The following is a 19,022-nucleotide window of genomic DNA, read 5'->3' as shown; positions in this document are numbered from 1 at the left end:
CAGGTGATCGAAAGGAACCCGAGTGCAACTCCGCATGGCCACAAGGCAGGTACGGGTCCGGCGAAGACAGCCGCGCAAGCAACGGGCTTGGGCGGCGGCACTGTTGGCCGCGATGGTCTCGACATCGCTGCCCCTGCTGTCCGCCTCGGCCGGCGCCACGGACGGCCCTGAGCCGGACCCGACCTTCCCGGCCACGCGCGAGTCCTCCGGTACCCGTGTCGAAGTGGTCTCGCAGCGCACCGAGTCGACCACGACATGGGCCAACGCCGACGGCACGACCACCGTCGAGTCGTTCACCGGACCGATCCGGGTGAAGAACCCGGACGGAAGCTGGACCCCGGTCGACACCACACTTGTCGCGGACGACGGTGTCGTACGGCCGAAGGCGGCCGCGGCCGACATCACCTTCTCGGGGGGCGGCGAGGCAGAACCGCTGGCCGAGGTCTCCCGGGGCGGCAGGTCCCTGGGGCTGGACTGGGACGGCAAGCTACCCAAGCCGGAGCTGAAGGGCTCGACAGCCGTCTACCGCAACGCCGTCGAAGGCGGCGACCTGGTGGTGACCGCCCTGAAGGAAGGTTTCTCCCACTCCGTCGTCCTGCACGAGCGCCCCGATGGGCCCGTCACCTACCGGCTTCCCGTCACGGCCGACGGCCTGACGCTGCAGGAGACCCCCGAACGGCGCCTGCGCTGGAAGGACGGCAAGAACCGGACCGTGGCCACCGCCCCGCTGCCGGTGATGTGGGGCGCGGGCACCCGCAAGGCGTCCGGAGAGCCCGAACACCTTGCCGCCATCGACGTCGCCGTCGAAAAGGACGGCGACGGCCAGGTCCTGGTTCTCAAGCCCGACCCGGACTTCCTCGCCGACCCGGACCTGAAGTACCCGGTCACCATCGACCCGACCGACTCGCTCTTCGGCCCGGTGACCGACACCTGGGTCCAGTACGACGACTACCTCACCTCACAGCGCGGCTCGACCGAGCTGAAGGCCGGCACGTACAACGGGTCCGAGAAGGCCCGGTCCTTCCTGAAGTTCGACGTGTCGAAATACGCGGGCAAGCACATCGTGGACACCGATCTGCGGCTCTACTCGTACTACTCCTCGACGTGCAGCACCGCGGGCTCCGGCAACCAGGTGCGCCGGATCACCTCGGACTGGGATCCCTCGGCGATCTCCTGGTCCGCGCAGCCGACGACCACGACGAGCGGCGCCGTGACCTCCACCGCGGCCAAGGGTTACAACAGCTCCTGCCCGGCGGGCCACGTGTCCTGGGACATCGACGGGATCGTCCAGTCCTGGGCCGACGGCCAGCCCAACTACGGCGTGCGGCTCGCGGCGGTCGACGAGACCGACCCGCTGACCTGGCGCCGCTACTACTCGGCGAACCAGACGGACGGCGCGCACAACGCCACCTACGAGCCGTCCCTGACGGTCACGTACAACACCAAGCCCGATACGGCGACGGCGGTGTCACCGCTCTCCGGCACCTACACGTCGGACACCACGCCCACTCTGTCGGCCAAGGCCACCGACGCGGACGCACAGCAGCTCACGCTGACCTTCGAGGTCTGGGCGGTGGACGGAACCGCGGCCCTGCAGTCCGGGACGTCCACCGCGGTGTCCTCGGGGGCGGTGGCGACCCACACGGCCGCCGTGCTCAACCCGGGCGCCTACAAGTGGCGGGCGCGGGCGTCGGACGGCACGGACACCGGGGCCTGGTCGGCCTGGCAGACGTTCACCGTCGACACCACGGCCCCGACCACCCCGGCCATCACCTCCACCAGTCATCCGTCCGCGTCGGCCTGGTACAACGCCACCACGTTCACCGGGACGCTGGCCGCGACGGACGCCTCGGGAGTCACCGGCTACGCGGTCAAGCTCGACCAGAGCCCCACCACCGCCGCCGGCACGGCCGTCACGCAGACCGGCACCTCCGTCAACTGGGCCGGGCGCACCGACGGCACCTGGTGGGTGCACGCGGCCGCCCAGGACAAGGCGGGCCTGTGGTCCGCGACCCGGCACCTCGGCTTCAACGTCGACACCACCGCACCGGGCGCGCCCGACGGCCTGGTGTCGTCCACCCACCCGGTGGCGACCAGCGCGTACGCGAACCGGACGGCATCGTTCAGGTGGTCGGCGCCCGCCGACCTGTCGGGTGCGGCCGGCTACGCGGTCACCGTGGACCGGACGCCGAACACGCTGCCTCCGACGACGGGCACCGTGCAGACGGCGACCACGCTCACGACCACGGTCGGCTCCGACGGCACCTGGTACCTCCACGTCCGCGCGAAGGACAACGCGGGCAACTGGTCGGCGACCGCGGCCCATCTGCCGTTCAAGGTGGACATGACGCTGCCGCCGAGCCCGGTGATCAGCTCGTCCTCGCACCCGGACCAGACGAGCGCGTACCGCAGCGGTGACTTCGCGGCCTCGTGGACGGCACCGTCCGGCGCCTCCGCCGGGTACAGCATCGCCGTGGACCAGGCCACCGACACCGTCCCGGACGCCTCCGCCGAGACGACCGGCACCACGTACACGACGACCCGTGCGGAGGGCACCTGGTACCTGCACGTACGCGGGATCGACGCGAACGGAGTGGGCGGGGCGACCTCGCACTTCCGCTTCACGGTGGACACCACGGCGCCCGGCGCCCCCGCCGTCTCGTCGGCGGACTACCCGGACGACGCGTGGGCCGGCGGGGCGGGTGTGACCGGCACCTTCACGGTGACCCCGGACGGTACGGACACCAAGAGCCTGACCTACGCCGTCGACGGCGGCGCCCCGCAGACCGTCACCACGACCGGCGGGCCCGTCGAACTGCGGGTGACCCCGGCCACGGAGGGCAGCCACCAGCTCGTCGTCACCACGACCGACCGGGCCGGAAACGTCTCGGCCGAGCGCAGGCGGAGCTTCCATGCGGGCCGGGCGGCCGTCACCTCGCCCGCCAACGGCGAGGTCCTCGTCGGCTCGGTCGACCTCGCGGTCAGCGGACCCGCCGGCCTGGAAGACGTAACGTTTCTCCAACGGGCGTCGGCCGCCGACGCCTGGGAGGTCATCCCGGCCGCCCAGGTCACGAACCCGTCGGACGGGACCCCGGTGACCTGGCCGGTGCGCCTGACCGACGGCAAGTCGCCGAAGCTGGTGTGGGACACCTCGTCCCTGTCCGGCAAGGGCGACCGGCAGATCGGTGCCCGCTTCGGCGGTCCGTACTCCCCGCCCGCGGCGGAACCGGTCTCGGTGGTCATCGACCGCGTGGAGATCATCGAAGGCGGACTCGGGGACGGCACCGGCGAGGCCACGCCCGTCCAGGCCTACGCCCTGGAGCAGGCCACGGCCCGCGCCACCGAGCACCCCGACACGTTCGCCCCGCCGTACGTCGACGGGACGACCGGCGACCTGATCGCACCCGTCGTCGACGCCGACGCCCTCGCCCAGGCCGCCGCGCCGATCCAGGTCGCGCAGGCCCCGGCCGACGAGGGCAGCGGTCTGCCGGCCGAAGAACCGGAGGACGGCACCAAGCCGGACGCGGAACCGGGCGGCACGGAACCGTCTCCCTCGCCTCCCGCCGACGACTCCGCCGAGAGCACCGGTGAAGGCACGTACGACATGCCCGAGGAGACGGCGACGGAGCCGGCGCCGGACGGGCCCACCGTGACGGAACAGGTCGCCCCGAAGGCCGAGGTGGTCGACCACAGTGTCACCGCGCTGGAATCGGTGCGGGACGAGGTACTCCAGCTGACGGAGACGGAACTGCCCGGCTCCACCACGCTGCACACGGCTTTCGTCGACGCCGAGGAGAACCGTGTCGTCGTGGAGACCCCCACGGCCGACGGCGCCCTCGTGACGGCCCTGGGCGAGCGGTACGGCACCGACACGGTGGCCGTGCACCTCACCGCCGGCGCCGGCACGGTGGAGCCGCTGGCCGACCGGTACTACGACACATCGCCCTACTACGGCGGGGCGAGGATCTACTCCATGGTGACCACCACCTCCGCGAAGTGGTGCACGGCCGGCTTCCCCTGGAAGTACAACAGCAAGTGGTACATGCTCACCGCGGGCCACTGCACATCGGGCGACGGCGTCGTCATGAACCCGAGCCAGACCGACTTCATCGGTCCGGTCGTCCGGGACAACTGGAACAACCGGACGGGCTCGGTACGCCTGGCCGGCCAGAGCTACTACTCGGGCGACCTCTCCCTGTACCGGGTCGAGAGCCCGTCCTCCGCGTCCGCCCGCATCTACAAGGGAGGCAAGCGGTCCACCTCGTCACGCGTCGTCCACGACTACTGGCGGCGCTGGGCGCACAGCGGGGACAAGTTCTGCACGGGCGGCATGATGACCGGCGAGCAGTGCGGCTGGGAGGTGACGGCGACCCAGGCGACCGTGAAGTACGACGGTGGGACCACCGCCCGCAACATGGTCATCGCCGAGAAGGACTCCGGCGCGTGTGTCATCCACGGCGACTCCGGTGGGCCGACGTACACCGTGGACAGCAGCGGTCGCGCCTACGCGAAGGGCATCATCTCCGGTGGTGGCGGAGGGGGAAGTGATGACAGGGGCGGTTTCTTCGACCCCTGCTATCTCATCTTCACCGACATCGGACTGGCCAACAGTGCCCTTCCGGGCACCGTCGCGAGGGGCTGATATGCGGCGCATCTTCCTTGTTCTGTGCACGGCGGCGGCCCTGACGGGCTGCTCGGTCCTCGACCGGGGCGCGTCGTGCACCGAGGCGGACATGGACTCCGGGGTCGCGGTCGTGTGGCGGCCTGCCGACTTCGGGGACCAGGACGCGGCGACGATCCGGCTGTGCGTGGACGGCACCTGCAAGGAGATGGCGTCCGGCAGCCCCGGCGACCCGATCGCCCAGGTGTCGGTACGGCTCCCGAAGGACGTCGGCGCCACCACGGTGCCGGTGCGCCTGAGGGTGACATCGAAGAAGGACGGCCGGATCGTGGTCGAGGACAGCCGCCGGGCGCGGCTGACGGAGCAGCACCCCAACGGTGCCTCCTGCGCGCCCACGGCGTGGACAGCGGCTTTCCGGGCCGACCCCGAGAAGGGGCTCACCTCACCGAAGGGAATGAGCCTCCAGGGAAAGTGACCCCCCGCTGTCGGCCTTGACGGCCACGCCGTCAATCGCCGGACGGGCTGACCAATCAGCCCGTCCGGCAAGTCCCACCCGTCCGGCAAATGTCGAAGGGGCGGAGCCCCTGGGATGGAACGGGTAAGGGCGGCGGGGGCGGAATTCAGTACCGTTCCAACGCCGCCGGCAGCTCCCCGCTGTACAGCACCCCCAACCGCTGGGTAGCCCGCGTCAACGCCACGTACAGATCACTCGTGCCGTAGCGCCTGGGCTCCACCACCAGCACGGAGTCGAACTCCAGCCCCTTGGACTGACGCGGGTCGAGCAGCACGACGGTCCGCGTCAGGTCCGGTTCCCCACCCGCCGTCACTCCGTCCAGCCGCGCCGCCAGCGACCGGTGCAGCTCGCGCGGCGCGATGACCGCCAGCCGCCCCTCCGTGGGCGTCAGTTCGGCCGCCGCCTTCGCCACCGCGTCCCGCAGGTCTCCGTCCGCACGGCGCACCCACGGCCGTACCCCCGTGGACCGCACCGAACTCGGCGGCTCGAAGTCCGGGTTCTCGGCCCGGACGACCGCCGCCGCCAGGTCCATGATCTCGGACGGGGTGCGGTAGTTGACACCGAGGCGCGTGTGCTCCCAGCGGTCCTCGACGTACGGCGCCAGGATCTGGGACCACGAGCCGACGCCCGCCGCCTCGGCGGTCTGCGCCGGATCCCCGACCAGCGTCATCGAGCGGGTCGGGCTGCGCCGCATCAGCAGCCGCCACGCCATCGGTGACAGTTCCTGCGCCTCGTCGACGACGATATGCCCGAACGCCCAGGTACGGTCGGCCGCGGCCCGCTCCGCGGCGCTGCGGTGGTCGTCCTCCTCCTGCCGCTCGGCGAACCGCTCCGCGTCGATGATGTCGTGCGCGGACAGGACCTCGGAGGCGTCGGGATCACCGTCCTCCTTGTCCTCGAACTCGTACGTCCGGGACGCGAACGACACGTCCAGCACGCCCTGCGCGTACGACACCTGCGCCTCGCGCTCGCGTTCGGCGCGGGCGCGCGCGGCCCGGTCGTCCTCGCCGAGCAGTTCGGCCGCCTCGTCGAGCAGCGGCACGTCGGCCGTGGTCCACGCGCGCGTGACCGGGCGGCGGACGGCGGCCGCGTCCTCGTCGGACAGGTACCCCTCCGGGTCGGCGAGGAAGTCCGCGACCAGCCGCTGCGGGGTCAGCCGGGGCCACAACTGGTCGATCGCCGACCAGACTTCGGGGTTCTCGGCCAGCTCGTCGCGGATCTGGGTGACGTCGCTCGCGTCGAGGAGGTTCGAGCCGTCGTAGGGGTCGGTGCCGATCCGCTCGGCGACCATGTCCGTCAGCGTGTTCAGGATGTGACCCTCGAAGTACTCGCGCGCCACGTTGTGCGGCAGTTTCGCCGCGCGGGTGCGCTCGCGGGCGACGTTCACGAGCCCGTCGTCGAGCAGCAGGACGTCCCGGTCGTGCTCGATGGCGATCACCGGGTCGGGCAGCGACTGCCGGTCGCGTACGACGCGGGCGAGCACGTCCGCCATGTCGGCGCGGCCCTTCACCGCCGCCACCTCGGGCCTGTCGGTCGCGGTCGCCTTCACCCCGGGGAACAGCTCCCCGATCGTGGCCAGCAGCACGCCCGTTTCTCCGAGCGAGGGCAGCACCTCGCCGATGTAGCCGAGGAACGCCGGGTTCGGGCCGACGATGAGGACGGCTCGGCGGGCGAGCAGCTCCCGGTATTCGTAGAGGAGATACGCCGCCCGGTGCAGGGCCACGGCCGTCTTGCCGGTGCCCGGGCCGCCCTCCACCACCAGCACGCCCCGGTGCGGCGCGCGGATGATGCGGTCCTGGTCGGCCTGGATGGTCTGCACGATGTCGCTCATCCGGCCGGTGCGGGCCGAATTGAGCGCGGCCAGCAGCACGTCGTCCCCGGCCGGGTCCTCGTGGCCGGTGCGTTCGCGGTCACCGACGTCGAGGAACTCGTCCTGTAGGGCCGTGACCCGGCGTCCGTCGGTGGAGATGTGCCTGCGCCTGCGCAGACCCATCGGGGTGTGCCCGGTGGCCAGGTAGAAGGGGCGGGCGACGTCGGCCCGCCAGTCGATCAGGACCGGGGTGCGGTCCGCGTCGTCCGCGCGCAGCCCGATGCGGCCGATGTGGTGGCTGACCCCGGAGGTGAGGTCGATACGGCCGAAGCACAGCGAACCGTCCACGGCGTCCAGCGCCGCGAGCAGCCCGGAGCGCTCGGCGACGAGGATGTCCCGCTCCAGCCGGGCCTGCATGGGCTTGTCACCCTGCGCGAGCGCGTCCGCGACGGAGGTCTCGGTGTCGCCGCGCAGCGCGTCCACGCGCGCGTACAGCCCGTCGATGAATTCCTGCTCGTGCCGCAATTCATCGTCCGGAAATTCGGTGTTTGACAATTCCGCTCCCGCCCGGATATACTGTGCTCACTGAACTTCTCCGCGACTTGTCGATTGACCTGGCCAATCCAAGTCGCGAACCATTGAATATACGCAGAAAAATCCCCCGAGCGCAATCACTCGGGGGATTTCTTCGTATGCGGGCTATGCGGGGGAATCAGAGGACGTCGGCCAGCTCCTCCAGCAGCCGCCGCTTGGGGCGCGCCCCCACCATCGCCTTCACGGGCTCACCGCCGCGGAAGACCATGAACGTCGGCATCGACAGCACCTTGTACGCGTTCGTCGTCGCCGGATTGGTGTCCACGTCCAGCTGGACCACCTTGAGCCGGCCCTCCTCCTCGGCCGCGAGCGCACTGAGCACCGGCCCCATCTGCCGGCACGGCGGGCACCAGTCGGCGGTGAACTCCACCAGTACGGGCAGCTCCGCCCCGATCACCTCCGTCCCGAAGTCCGCGTCCGTCACCTCGGCCACACCTGCCGCCCTGATCACCGTTGCCGCCCTCCCAGTTCGCACACCGGTTCCGGACCGCCCGGAACCGCCGCCTCGGCCGCCAGCGCCTGCCGCGCCTGCTCCGCCCTCGCCAGCTGCTCGCCGACCTTCACCCGCACCGCCTGCAACTCACCGATCAGCGCCTCGAGTTCGTCCAGCTTGCGCCGGTAGACCGCGAGCGACGCCGGGCACGAGTCGCCCTCCGGGTGCCCGGCCCGCAGACACTCCACGAAGGGCCGCGTCTCCTCCAGGTCGAACCCGAAGTCCTGCAGCGTCCTGATCTGCCGCAGCAGCTTCAGGTCGTGCTCGTCGTACGTCCGGTACCCGTTGCCGGTGCGCCGCGCGCGCAGCAGCCCCCGCGACTCGTAGTACCGCAGGGTCCGCGTGGTGGTCCCGGCCCGCGCCGCCAGCTCGCCGATTCGCATGGCCCGACCGTAATCCTTGACGCCGACGTCAGGGCAACACTGTCAGCCGGGCGGCAGCAGCGGCTTCCGCTCCACCGGCGAGGACAGCACGATCGACGTCGTCGTACGGCCCAGGGCCGAGGTCTGCTCCAGGACCTCCTCCAGGTGCACGGTGTCCTCGACGGCGACCTTGAGGATCCAGCAGTCCTCGCCGACCACGTGGTGGACCTCGATGATCTCGGGGCGGTCGATCAGCTCCAGGGTGCGCGGGTGTTTGAGGGTGTAGCCGCCGTGCGGGTTGACCCGGATGAAGGCCTGGATGCCGTAGCCGAGCCGGGCGGGGACGACATGGGCGCCGTACCCGGCGATGGCGCCCGCGGCCTCCAGCCGCCGTACGCGCTCGGTGACCGCGGCCGGGCTGAGCCGCACCCTCCGCCCCAGCTCGCTGAGCTTGATCCGGCCGTCGGACTGCAACTGCTGGAGGATCTGCCGATCCAGCGCGTCGAAGGCCACCGACGTTTCGTTGGTGGCAGCCCGCAGATGCCGTGGTTCTTTCGGTGCCGCGACCGGATCTCCCATGCTTCCCCCTTCAGAACTCGCTGTCCCGCCACGAGAATTATGGCCGCGAAGCCCAACGGCCAACACCCAGGACCCAAGACCCAAGACCCAAGCCCCAAGCCCCAAGCCCCAACACCCAATAGCTCAACGCCCACTGAATTCGGGGGAGGAACCACCGTGCGCGAAGTATGTGTCATCGGCGGCAACCGCTATTTCGGGAAACGCCTGATCGCCCGGCTCATCGCCGCCGGTGACCGCGTGACCGTCGTCAATCGCGGCTCGTCCCCGCCGCCCGCGGGCGCGGTGCATCTCGTCGCCGACCGCGACGACGAGGAATCCCTGCTGAAAGCGCTGGGCTCGCGCACCTTCGATGTCGTCGTCGACCAGGTCTGCTACACCCCGCGCCAGGCGGCCGTCGCCCGCCGCGTCTTCGCCGGCCGCACCCGCCGCTATGTGATGACGTCGACGGTCGAGGTGTACGAGTACGAGGACTCGCTCGCGCCGGTGCGCGAGGACGCCGTCGACCCGCGTACGGTCCCGGTGGATCTCGAACTCCCCTGGGACGACGAGGAGTTCCTGGAAGCGCACTACGGCGAGGGCAAGCGCCAGGCCGAAGCGGTGCTGGCGGCCGACCCGGCGTTCCCGTACACCGCCGTACGCGTCGCCCATGTGCTGGGCGGTACCGACGACTTCACGGGCCGCCTCGACCACTACGCGTCCCGGATCCGCACCGGCGCCCCGGTCCTCGTACCCACCCGGAACCACCCGGCGACGTACATCCACGTCGAGGAGATCGCCGACTTCCTGGCATGGGCGGCCGGCCAGGACTTCACCGGGCCGGTGAACGCGGCGTCCCACGGGATGCTCACCACCGAGGAACTGTGCGAGGCGGTGGCGGCACGGATCCCGGACGCGAAGACCGTCTTCCGGCGCGTGCAGGTCGGCGAGGTCTCGCCGTTCTCCTTCACCCGCTCGTACGGGATGGACAACTCCCGGGCCACGGCGCTCGGTTTCGCCTTCGGGCACACGAAGGAATGGCTGCCGCGGGCGGTGGCGGAGACGCTCGGGAAGGGGAACTGAGGTGCGGAATCGGACACTCGGCAAGCTGCGCGTGAGCGCCGTCGGGCTCGGCGCGATGCCCCTGTCCATCGAGGGCCGCCCGGACGAAGCCCGCGCCATCGCGACCGTGCACGCGGCACTCGACTCCGGGGTGACCCTCCTGGACACGGCCGACTCGTACCATCTCCCGGGCGCCGAACCCGGCCACAACGAACGGCTGCTCGCCCGCGCCCTCGCCACCTACGGCGGGGACACCGCGGACGTCCTGGTCGCCACGAAGGGCGGCCGCGGGCGACCGGCGGACGGCAGCTGGACCGTGACGGGCACGCCACGCCATCTGCGGGCGGCCGCGGAGGCGTCCCTGAAGCGGCTGGGCGTCGAGGCGATCGGCCTGTATCAGCTGCACAAGCCGGACCCGGAGGTGCCGTACGAGGACTCGCTCGGCGCGCTGCTCGACCTCGCCGACGAGGGGAAGGTCCGCCTGATCGGCATCTCCAACGCGACGACGGACCAGATCCGCCGGGCGCGCGAGATCCTGGGCGAGCGCCTGGTGTCGGTCCAGAACCGCTACTCCCCCGCGGTCCGCGACAGCGACCCCGAGCTGCGGCTCTGTGCCGAGCTGGGCCTTGCGTTCCTGCCGTGGAGCCCGCTGGGCGGTCTCTCCCGCAGCTCCCTGGACGGCCCGTCGCGGCCGGCCTCCGCGCGCTTTCCGGTGTTCCACGAGATCGCGCGGGAGCGCGGAGCGAGCCCGCAACAGGTATGTCTGGCCTGGCTGTTGTCGCTGTCACCGACGGTGATCCCGATCCCGGGCGCGAGCCGCCCGGAGACGATCAGGGACTCTGCGGGGGCGGCGGACCTGGAGCTGACGGCCGGGGAATGGGAGCGTCTGAACATCGCCGTGGCCTGAAGCGGACGGCGCCGATCGCCGTCCGCAGGATGGAGCACTGGGCAAGTGTTCGACAGCGTCCATCCGGCACGGTGGCGTACACGACAACGGCACCCAGCACCCCGGCGAGCAGCACGCCGAGCCCAGAGGCATGGGCGGCGGGCCCGCTCGGGCCCGTGCGGTTCAGGAGGTGACGACGACCCCCGCCGACTCCTCCACCTCCAGCAGCGACGCGCTGCGCCGCTCCTCGTCGAACGCCTTCCGGCCGCCGCGCAGCCCGAACAGCCGCTTGGCGATGGCGATGTAGAGGACCGCGAGGATGTTCAGGACGAGGGTGGCGATCTTCAGCCAGCTGACGTGCTCGGTGAGCTCGTAGACCTCCAACGGGAGGAAGGCGGCGGTCGCGACGACCGTCAGGTACTCAGCCCAGCGCTTGGCGTACCAGAGGCCGACCGCCTCGATCAGCTCGATCAGCGCGTACACCAGCAGCAGCGCGGCGACCAGGAGCAGCGTGGAGTGCTTGTAGCCGAACGTCTTCTGGATGGTGCCGACCACGGGCGAGTGGTCGAGGTCGTAGTGGAAGTGCCTGAAGACCGGCCGGAAGACGTCCAGGTACTCGTTGAAGAGCCGCCGCACCGCGTCCTGGCTGTTGCTGAACTTCCACACGGCGACCGCGACCAGCACGATGAACACGCCGCGCACGGCCCGCTCGAGCGCCAGGAAGCGCAGGATGAACAGGTCGCGCAGCACCTTGCCGCGCGGCACGAGCGGCGCCTCGGCGGCCGGTCCCGAGCCGTGCGGCTCGCCGAGCACGAAATCGCCGCAGCGCAGGCACCGCCACACGTCCCCGAGCGCGGTCTGGGCGTGCAGCCGCACCCGCAGCCGGGGGTCGTCCGGCGCGTACGTCACATGTCCTCGGCGCGCGCAGGTACGCCGGTCCCAGTCGATCTTCATGCCCCCGTGCCTTCCGCGAAGGTGCCGTGCCGGTTGATCCGGCACGGCACGGTAGTGCATGTCCTGCCAGACGCAGGGGAAGGGGGCGGGGTTCCGCGGGAGCTCAGTGTGGAGCGGTGGTCACGAGCTCCCGCTCCTCGGCCCGCTCCTCGGCCTCGGCCGGGCGTGCCTTGCGCGGCAGCAGCACTGCGACCAGCACGGTGCCGATGCCGAGGATCACCGCGCCCACCAGGCTGGTGTGCGCGACCGCGTCCGCGAAGGACGAGCCGACCGCGTCGGCCATCTGCCGTGCGCCCTGGGCCAGCTGGTCGGCCTGCGCCTTGAGCTGCGCGGCCTGCTGGGCGCTCGGCGCGTGCGCGGCCTGCTCGGCGAGCTGCCTGGCCTTGTCGCCGATGCCCTGCGCCACCGCGTATCCGGCGCCGACCGAGTCCTGCGCGGTGTCCAGCGCGTTCGCCGGGAGCTTGCTGCCCGCGGTGGCGTCCGTCAGGTGCGAGGAGTACGAGCTCGCCAGCACGGAGCCGAGGAGGGCGATGCCGAGCGAGCCGCCGAGTTCGAGGGAGGTGTCGTTCACCGCGCCGCCGACGCCCAGTTCGGACTCCGGGAACGCCCCCATGATCGCGTCCGTGCAGGGCGAGAGCGCGAGCCCGATCGCCAGGCCCAGGATCACCAGGGGCAGCACGAAGTCGCCGTAGGAGGATCCGGAGTCGACCCGGGTGAGCAGCGCGAGCGCCGCCGTGCCGCCGACCATGCCCGCGGTCACCGTGATCTTCATGCCGATGCGCGGGGTGAGGTACCCGGTCAGCGCCGAGCCCACGAACACCGCCCCGGCGAGCGGCAGCATCCGCACTCCGGTCTCCAGGGCGTCGTAGCCCAGGACGAACTGGAGGTGCTGGGTGAGGAAGTAGAAGGCGCCGAAGACCGCGAGGAAGAACAGCGCGACGGCGAGGTTGGAACCCGCGAACCGGCGGTGCGCGAAGCGGCGCACGTCCAGGACCGGGCGCGGGTGGCGCAGCTCCCACAGGACGAAGGCCACCAGCCCCGCGCCCGCGACGACGGCGGCCGTGATCGCCTTGGCGCCCCAGCCGAAGTGCGGGCCCTCGATGATCATGTAGACGAGCGAGCCGGTCCAGACGACCGACAGCAGTCCGCCGACGTGGTCGATCCGGTCGTGGTGGCCGGCCCTGGACGGCGGGACGAGGACGAAGGCGCCGACGATCGCGACGGCGGCGATCGGCACGTTGATCAGGAACGTGGACGACCAGCCGTGGTGCTCCAGCAGGGCGCCGGCGACCAGCGGCCCGGCCGCGATGGCGAGCCCGGCGGTGGCGGTCCACAGGGTGATCGCCTTGGCGCGTTCGGCGCGCGGGAAGGTCGCGGCGAGGAGGGAGAGCGTGGCGGGCATGATCAGCGCGGCGCCGACGCCCATCACGGCGCGGGCCGCGATGACCGCCGTGGAGCTGTCGGCGAGGTAGCCGGAGACCGCCCCACCCCCGAAGACGACGAGCCCGAGCACGAGCGCGCCACGGCGGCTGTACTTGTCGCCGATCGCGCCGAGCAGCAGCATCAGCGCCGCGTACGGGACGGTGTAGCCGTCGATGACCCACTGGAGGTCGGCGCTGGACAGACCGAGGTCCTCGGTCATGTCGGGCGCGGCGACGGTGAGGGCGGTGTTCGCCATCACGATGATCAGCAGGCTCAGACAGAGCACGAGCAGCGCCCACCAGCGCCGGGCATAGGGCCGGTCCATCCCCTCGACCGGTTCGTTCATGACGAGACGCATGGGTACGGGCCTTCCTCTCCCCCGAGGCGTCCACCACGGCACCCACCGCGGCGTCCACCACGACATCCGACTTGCACACTAGCGTGCAACTGCACAACGATGTGCAATGTACGTCCTTGCACAGCAATGTGCAAACGAAGGAGGTGAAGGCCCCGTGGAGGCATACGGAGGTGCCGGAGGGCCGTGCAGAATGGCAGTCATGACCACGGGTAGCCCCAGCCGCGCCGACGCCAACCGCCGCCGCATCCTGGAGGTCGCGCTCGCCGAACTGCTGCGCGACCCGGATGCGTCCATGGACCAGATCGCCCGCGCCGCCGGCGTCGTACGACGCACGGTGTACGGGCATTTCCCGAGCCGTGAGGCGCTGATCGGCACGCTCGTCGACGGTGCGGTGGAGGCGGTCGTGGCCGCGCACGCGGCGGGCCGCGAGGGCGTCGCGGACCCGGCGGAGGCGGTGGCCCGCTCGACGCTGGCGGTGTGGGAGGTCGCCGACCGCTACCGGATCCTGGTCGCGCTGGCCCAGCGCAGCGTCACCGTGCAGGGCATCCGCGACCGTCTGGCACCGGTCCGCGAGGCCTGTGCCGGGGTCCTGGCGCGCGGTCTGGAGCAGGGCGTGTTCACCTCGCCGCTGCCGCCGCAGGCGCTGGCGACCGTGCACGAACAGATGCTGTTCGCGCTGATGGAGGCGGTGAACGACGGCCTGCTGACAGCATCCGAGGCGGGCCGCTCCGCTGCGGTCACACTGCTGACCGCAGCGGGCGTACCCGCCTCCCGGGCCACCGAACTGGTGGCGAAGCTGACCGACTGAGATCCGGCAGCTTCCGAACACACAAAAGAACCGAGCGGCCGGGCCCACGGGGGGAGGCTCGACCGCTCGGCGTTCTTTTTACGTCCCGGGCGCCCGGCCCAGGTTCCTTTGTTGCACCGGACGCCCGGCCCCGGTTCAGGCGGGGCCGGACGTCCGGCGAGGGGGCCGCGTCCCCGAAGGGGCGCAGGCCGGCGAGGGGCCGCGCCCCGAAGGGGCGCGGGGCCGTATCGATATGCGGCTCCGCCGCGTGGGCGCGACCAGCCACAAACCGGCCCGCAGCCTGCGACCCGCCTCACCCGGCAGACGCAGCGCAGCGCCTGGGCAGACGCAGCGCAGCGTCTACGCCTTGGCGAGCTCCTTCTCGCCACCCTGCCCCGGCACCTCGGCCTCGGCGGGAACCGCCGACTGGTTCTCGTCCAGCAGGGTCGTCTCGTCGAAGGGCAGCTCGCCCGCGAGCACCCGCCGCACGCGCTCCTTGTCGATCTCCTTCGTCCAGGTGCCGACCAGGACGGTGGCCACGGAGTTGCCCGCGAAGTTGGTCAGGGCGCGGGCCTCGCTCATGAAGCGGTCGATGCCGACGATCAGGCCGACACCGTCGACCAGCGCGGGCTTGTGGGACTGCAGACCGCCGGCCAGCGTGGCCATACCGGCACCGCTGACGCCGGCCGCGCCCTTGGAGGCCAGCAGCAGGAAGAGCAGCAGCGGGATCTGCTCGCCGATGGACATCGGCGTACCCAGGGCGTCGGCGATGTAGAGCGACGCCATGGTCATGTAGATCATCGTGCCGTCGAGGTTGAAGGAGTAGCCGGTCGGGACGGTGATGCCGACCACCGGCTTGCTGACGCCCAGGTGCTCCATCTTCGCGATGAGGCGCGGCAGCGCGGACTCGGAGGAGGAGGTGGACAGGATCAGCAGGAACTCACGGCTCAGGTACTTGAAGAGCGTGAAGATGTTCAGGCCCGCGACGACGCGCAGCAGAGCGCCGAGCACGATGAAGACGAACAGGACGCAGGTGACGTAGAAGCCGAGCATCAGCACGGCGAGGCTCTTGAGCGCGTCCAGACCGGCCGAACCCACGACGGCGGCGATGGCGCCGAAGGCACCGATCGGGGCGGCCCACATCACCATGGCGAGGATGCGGAAGACGAGCCGCTGGATGTGCTCGATGCCGCGCAGTACGGGCTGGCCGACCGAGCCCATCGCCTGCAGCGCGAACCCGGCGAGGAGCGCGATGAGGAGGGTCTGCAGGACCTGGCCCTCGGTGAAGGCGGAGACAAAGGTCGTCGGGATGATCGAGAGCACGAAGTCGACCGGGGGCAGCGCCTCGGGCGACACCTGGGCGTGGCCCGCCTGCTTGATCGCGTTCGTCAGGTGCAGGCCGTCGCCCGGGTGCAGGATGTTTCCGACGACCAGGCCGATGCTGAGCGCGACCAGGGACATCGTCAGGAAGTAGCCGAGCGCGATACCGCCGACGGCGCCGACCTTGGCGGCCTTCCGTACCGAGCCGATGCCCAGCACGATCGTGCAGAAGATGATCGGCGAGATCATCATCTTGATCAGGTTCACGAAGCCGGTGCCGAGGGGCTTGAGCTCGACCCCGGCGTCGGGCCAGATCAGACCCACGGCGATGCCGAGCGCCACCGCGATGATCACTGCTATGTAGAGGTAGTGGGTGCGATCCCGCTTCGCGGCGGGTGCGGCAGGTGCCGTCGTCGTCACGGCTGCCTCCTTGACGTCTTCGTCGGCATCACCGGCGTGCGGCTCACGTCCGGGGGAATCGGGGGTCCGGGAGGGAGAGGCTCCCGGGTCGAGGCCCGGAACTGCGTCCCGGGATGCGGTGACTATCTCCCGGCCTGTGAGGGCGGTCACCCTTCCGTTCATTTAGTTCACGCTTATCCGGGGAGGCAGACTGAACCCATGCGCGTACCCCGCCTCTGGAGACCCCGCAGCCTGGCCGGCCAGCTCTTCGGAATGCAGGCCGTGCTGATCGCGGTGCTCGTCGCCGGCTACGCGCTGTTCACGTACGTCAGCGACCGCAGCCAGGCCCAGGAGGCGGCGGGCCGCCAGGCCACGGCGGTGGCCCGTTCGGTCGCCGACGCGCCCTCGGTACGGCAGGCGATCGGCAGCGCCGAGCCGACGGCCCGGTTGCAGCCGTACGCGCTCCGGGTGCAGCACGACACGGGCGTCGACTTCGTCACGATCATGAATCCGCAGGGCATCCGCTGGACCCACCCCGACAAGAAGCAGATCGGGAAACGGTTCCTCGGCAATATCTCCCGCGCCCAGAACGGCGAGACCTTCACCGAGACCTACACCGGCACGCTCGGGCCGTCCGTCCGCGCGGTCACCCCCATCAAGGACGGCGGCCATGTGATCGGCCTGGTGAGCGCGGGCATCAAGGTGGAGGCGATCACCGCGCGGGTCCAGGACCAGGTGACCGCACTGATCGAGGTGGCCGGGGGCGCCCTGGTGCTGGGCGCGATCGGCACCTACGTGATCAACGGCCGGCTGCGCCGTTCCACGCACGGCATGAACGCGACCGAGCTGAGCCGCATGCACGACTACCACCAGGCCGCGCTGCACGCCGTGCGCGAGGGCCTGCTGATGCTGGACGGCCAGTTCCGGGTCGCGCTGATCAACGACGGTGGCCGTGAGCTGCTGGGGGTGACGGGCGAGGTGGTGGGCCGCTCGGTGGCGGACCTGGGCCTGCCGGCTCCGCTGACGGGCGTGCTGCTGTCCTCCGAACCCCGGATGGACGAGGTCCACCTGACGGCGACGCGCGTGCTGGTGGTGAACACCTCGCCGGTCTCCGGCGGCGAACGCCGGGGCACGGTGGTGACGCTCCGCGACGTGACCGAGCTCCAGTCCCTGATGGGCGAGCTGAACTCGGAGCGCGGCTTCACCCAGGCGCTGCGCTCCCAGGCGCACGAGGCGGCGAACCGCCTGCACACCGTCGTCTCGCTGATCGAGCTGGGCCGCGCGGACGAGGCGGTCGAGTTCGCCACGGCCGAACTGGAACTGGCGCAGGCCCTGACGGACCAGATGGTCGCGGCGGTCAGCGAACCGGTGCTCGCGGCCCTGCTGCTGGGCAAGGCGGCCCAGGCGAACGAGCGGGGCGTCGAGCTGGTGGTGTCGGAGGAGAGCAGCATCGACGACGGCCTGCTGCCTCCGTCGCTCCCGGCCAGGGACCTGGTCACCATCCTCGGGAACCTGATAGACAACGCGGTCGACGCGGCGCAGGGCTCGGTGGGAGCCCGGGTGACGGTGACGGCGTACACGGAGGGTGCGGAACTGGTCCTGCGGGTGTCGGACTCGGGTGCCGGGGTGGATCCCGCGCACGCGGAGGCGGTGTTCGAACGCGGCTGGTCGACGAAGCCGGCCACCGGCCCCGGCGGCCGCGGCCTGGGCCTCGCCCTGGTCCGCCAGACGGTGCGCCGCCACGAGGGCACGCTGACCGTGTCGGAGGCGGCCGGGGGTGGGGCGGAGTTCGCGGCGCGGGTGCCGTTGCCTACGGTGGGGGCCGCCGCTCCGGCAGAGCCGACGTCGCCGGAGACCGGGGCCGTCCTGTCCGGAGGTGACGTATGAGCCGCGCCCGTGTCGCGTCCGCCGCGCCTGGAGGTGACGCATGAGCCGCATCCGTGTCGCGTCCGCCGCGCCTGGAGGTGACGCATGACCGATCCCATCCGCGTACTCGTCGTTGAGGACGATCCTGTCGCCGCCGACGCACATGTGATGTACGTCGGCCGGGTGCCGGGCTTCACGGCGGTCGGCAAGGCGCACACGGGCGCGGAGGCGCGGCGGGCGCTGGAGCGTACGCAGGTGGATCTGCTGTTGCTGGACCTGCACCTGCCGGACGTGCACGGCCTGCAACTGGCGCGCTCGCTGCGGGCGGCCGGCTACCACGCGGACGTGATCGCGGTGACGTCGGCGCGGGATCTGGCGGTGGTCCGGGAGGGCGTCTCGCTGGGAGTCGTGCAGTACGTGCTGAAGCCGTTCACTTTCGCGACGCTGCGGGACCGGCTGGTGCGGTACGCGGAGTTCCACGCGGCCGTGGGCGAGGCCAGCGGCCAGGACGAGGTCGACCGGGCGCTGGCCGCGCTGCGGGCGCCCGGTCCGGCGGCGCTGCCCAAGGGGTTGAGCGCGCCGACGCTGGAGCGGGTGACGGGCGCGTTGCGGGAGTGCGCGGAGGGGCTCACGGCCGCCGGGGTCGCGGAGGCGGTGGGGATTTCACGGATCACGGCCCGGCGGTATCTGGAGCACCTGGTGGAGGCGGGGAGGGCCGGGCGCAGCCCGTTGTACGGGCAGGTGGGGCGGCCCGAGTTGGTGTACCGGTGGGTTCGGGGGGCCGAGCGGGGGCGGTAGGCGCAGACCGTCGCCGCCCGCCGGGGGCCCGTAGCGGGCGGCAAGTTCCACGGCCGCCTCTCCGGGACGGACGCGTTGCCGCCCCTCCGGGAGGGACGCGTTGCCCCTCCGGGAGGGATGCGTTATCGGCCAAAACCGGCAGCGGACCGCACTCCCCGGCTCCCTCGGCGAGTGCCGAGCGATACCGGCCGCTCCTCCGAAGTCCTGGTGATCCCGGGCGA

The 19,022-nt window shown here is 71.4% G+C and carries 14 protein-coding genes; 7 read left to right on the top strand and 7 right to left on the bottom strand.

Annotated elements, in window-relative coordinates; genetic code table 11:
- Nucleotides 1-112 precede the first annotated feature (112 nt).
- Both Q2K21_RS07170 and Q2K21_RS07165 read left to right on the top strand, forming a co-directional pair.
- On the top strand, nucleotides 113-4,642 hold the full coding sequence (locus tag Q2K21_RS07170; RefSeq protein WP_310767180.1) for a DNRLRE domain-containing protein: 4,530 nt from the start codon (nucleotides 113-115) through the stop codon (nucleotides 4,640-4,642).
- A gap of 1 nt (nucleotide 4,643) precedes the next feature.
- Entirely contained in the window at nucleotides 4,644-5,096 is a 453-nt protein-coding gene (locus Q2K21_RS07165) for a lipoprotein (RefSeq protein WP_310767178.1), read from the top strand.
- 145 nt (nucleotides 5,097-5,241) lie between these two features.
- Here the strand turns inward: Q2K21_RS07165 and Q2K21_RS07160 are convergent, their stop codons facing one another.
- The 4 genes from Q2K21_RS07160 to Q2K21_RS07145 all read right to left on the bottom strand — a co-directional run bounded on the left by Q2K21_RS07160 (nucleotide 5,242) and on the right by Q2K21_RS07145 (nucleotide 8,973).
- Nucleotides 5,242-7,518: a HelD family protein gene (locus tag Q2K21_RS07160; RefSeq protein WP_310780680.1), complete on the bottom strand. Its 2,277-nt coding sequence runs from the start codon at nucleotides 7,516-7,518 to the stop codon at nucleotides 5,242-5,244.
- 139 nt (nucleotides 7,519-7,657) lie between these two features.
- Nucleotides 7,658-7,972 (bottom strand): thioredoxin family protein, encoded by a 315-nt coding sequence (locus Q2K21_RS07155; RefSeq protein ID WP_310780678.1) that lies wholly within the window; start codon nucleotides 7,970-7,972, stop codon nucleotides 7,658-7,660.
- Nucleotides 7,973-7,986: 14 nt separating this feature from the next.
- Nucleotides 7,987-8,415, bottom strand: coding sequence for a MerR family transcriptional regulator (locus Q2K21_RS07150; RefSeq protein WP_310767175.1), 429 nt, complete (start codon nucleotides 8,413-8,415; stop codon nucleotides 7,987-7,989).
- Nucleotides 8,416-8,457: 42 nt separating this feature from the next.
- Nucleotides 8,458-8,973, bottom strand: coding sequence for an Lrp/AsnC family transcriptional regulator (locus Q2K21_RS07145; RefSeq protein WP_310767172.1), 516 nt, complete (start codon nucleotides 8,971-8,973; stop codon nucleotides 8,458-8,460).
- A 156-nt stretch (nucleotides 8,974-9,129) separates the two neighbouring features.
- On the opposite strand from Q2K21_RS07145, the gene Q2K21_RS07140 reads away from it, so the two are divergent.
- Together Q2K21_RS07140 and Q2K21_RS07135 are read left to right on the top strand one after the other, a co-directional pair.
- On the top strand, nucleotides 9,130-10,032 hold the full coding sequence (locus Q2K21_RS07140; RefSeq protein ID WP_310767169.1) for a Rossmann-fold NAD(P)-binding domain-containing protein: 903 nt from the start codon (nucleotides 9,130-9,132) through the stop codon (nucleotides 10,030-10,032).
- Between the two features lies 1 nt (nucleotide 10,033).
- Nucleotides 10,034-10,918, top strand: coding sequence for an aldo/keto reductase (locus tag Q2K21_RS07135; protein ID WP_310767166.1), 885 nt, complete (start codon nucleotides 10,034-10,036; stop codon nucleotides 10,916-10,918).
- A 162-nt stretch (nucleotides 10,919-11,080) separates the two neighbouring features.
- On the opposite strand, the gene Q2K21_RS07130 is transcribed toward Q2K21_RS07135, so the two are convergent.
- Complete coding sequence (locus Q2K21_RS07130) at nucleotides 11,081-11,851, bottom strand: DUF2127 domain-containing protein (RefSeq protein ID WP_310767163.1); 771 nt, start codon at nucleotides 11,849-11,851, stop codon at nucleotides 11,081-11,083.
- Nucleotides 11,852-11,954: 103 nt separating this feature from the next.
- On the bottom strand, nucleotides 11,955-13,631 hold the full coding sequence (locus tag Q2K21_RS07125) for an MFS transporter (protein ID WP_310767159.1): 1,677 nt from the start codon (nucleotides 13,629-13,631) through the stop codon (nucleotides 11,955-11,957).
- A gap of 190 nt (nucleotides 13,632-13,821) precedes the next feature.
- Here Q2K21_RS07125 and Q2K21_RS07120 point away from each other — a divergent pair, with 190 nt between their 5' ends.
- On the top strand, nucleotides 13,822-14,439 hold the full coding sequence (locus Q2K21_RS07120) for a TetR/AcrR family transcriptional regulator (protein WP_310767156.1): 618 nt from the start codon (nucleotides 13,822-13,824) through the stop codon (nucleotides 14,437-14,439).
- Between the two features lie 339 nt (nucleotides 14,440-14,778).
- Here the strand turns inward: Q2K21_RS07120 and Q2K21_RS07115 are convergent, their stop codons facing one another.
- Complete coding sequence (locus Q2K21_RS07115; protein WP_310767153.1) at nucleotides 14,779-16,158, bottom strand: cation:dicarboxylate symporter family transporter; 1,380 nt, start codon at nucleotides 16,156-16,158, stop codon at nucleotides 14,779-14,781.
- Between the two features lie 198 nt (nucleotides 16,159-16,356).
- On the opposite strand from Q2K21_RS07115, the gene Q2K21_RS07110 reads away from it, so the two are divergent.
- Together Q2K21_RS07110 and Q2K21_RS07105 are read left to right on the top strand one after the other, a co-directional pair.
- On the top strand, nucleotides 16,357-18,024 hold the full coding sequence (locus tag Q2K21_RS07110) for a sensor histidine kinase (RefSeq protein WP_310767151.1): 1,668 nt from the start codon (nucleotides 16,357-16,359) through the stop codon (nucleotides 18,022-18,024).
- Nucleotides 18,025-18,108: 84 nt separating this feature from the next.
- A complete protein-coding gene (locus Q2K21_RS07105) occupies nucleotides 18,109-18,801 on the top strand; it encodes a response regulator (protein ID WP_310767149.1) in 693 nt (230 codons plus the stop codon).
- Nucleotides 18,802-19,022: the final 221 nt, after the last annotated feature.

The sequence above is a fragment of the Streptomyces sp. CGMCC 4.7035 genome (genome assembly GCF_031583065.1).
Taxonomy (GTDB): domain Bacteria; phylum Actinomycetota; class Actinomycetes; order Streptomycetales; family Streptomycetaceae; genus Streptomyces; species Streptomyces yaanensis.
This window is presented reverse-complemented; position numbering and strand designations above follow the sequence as displayed.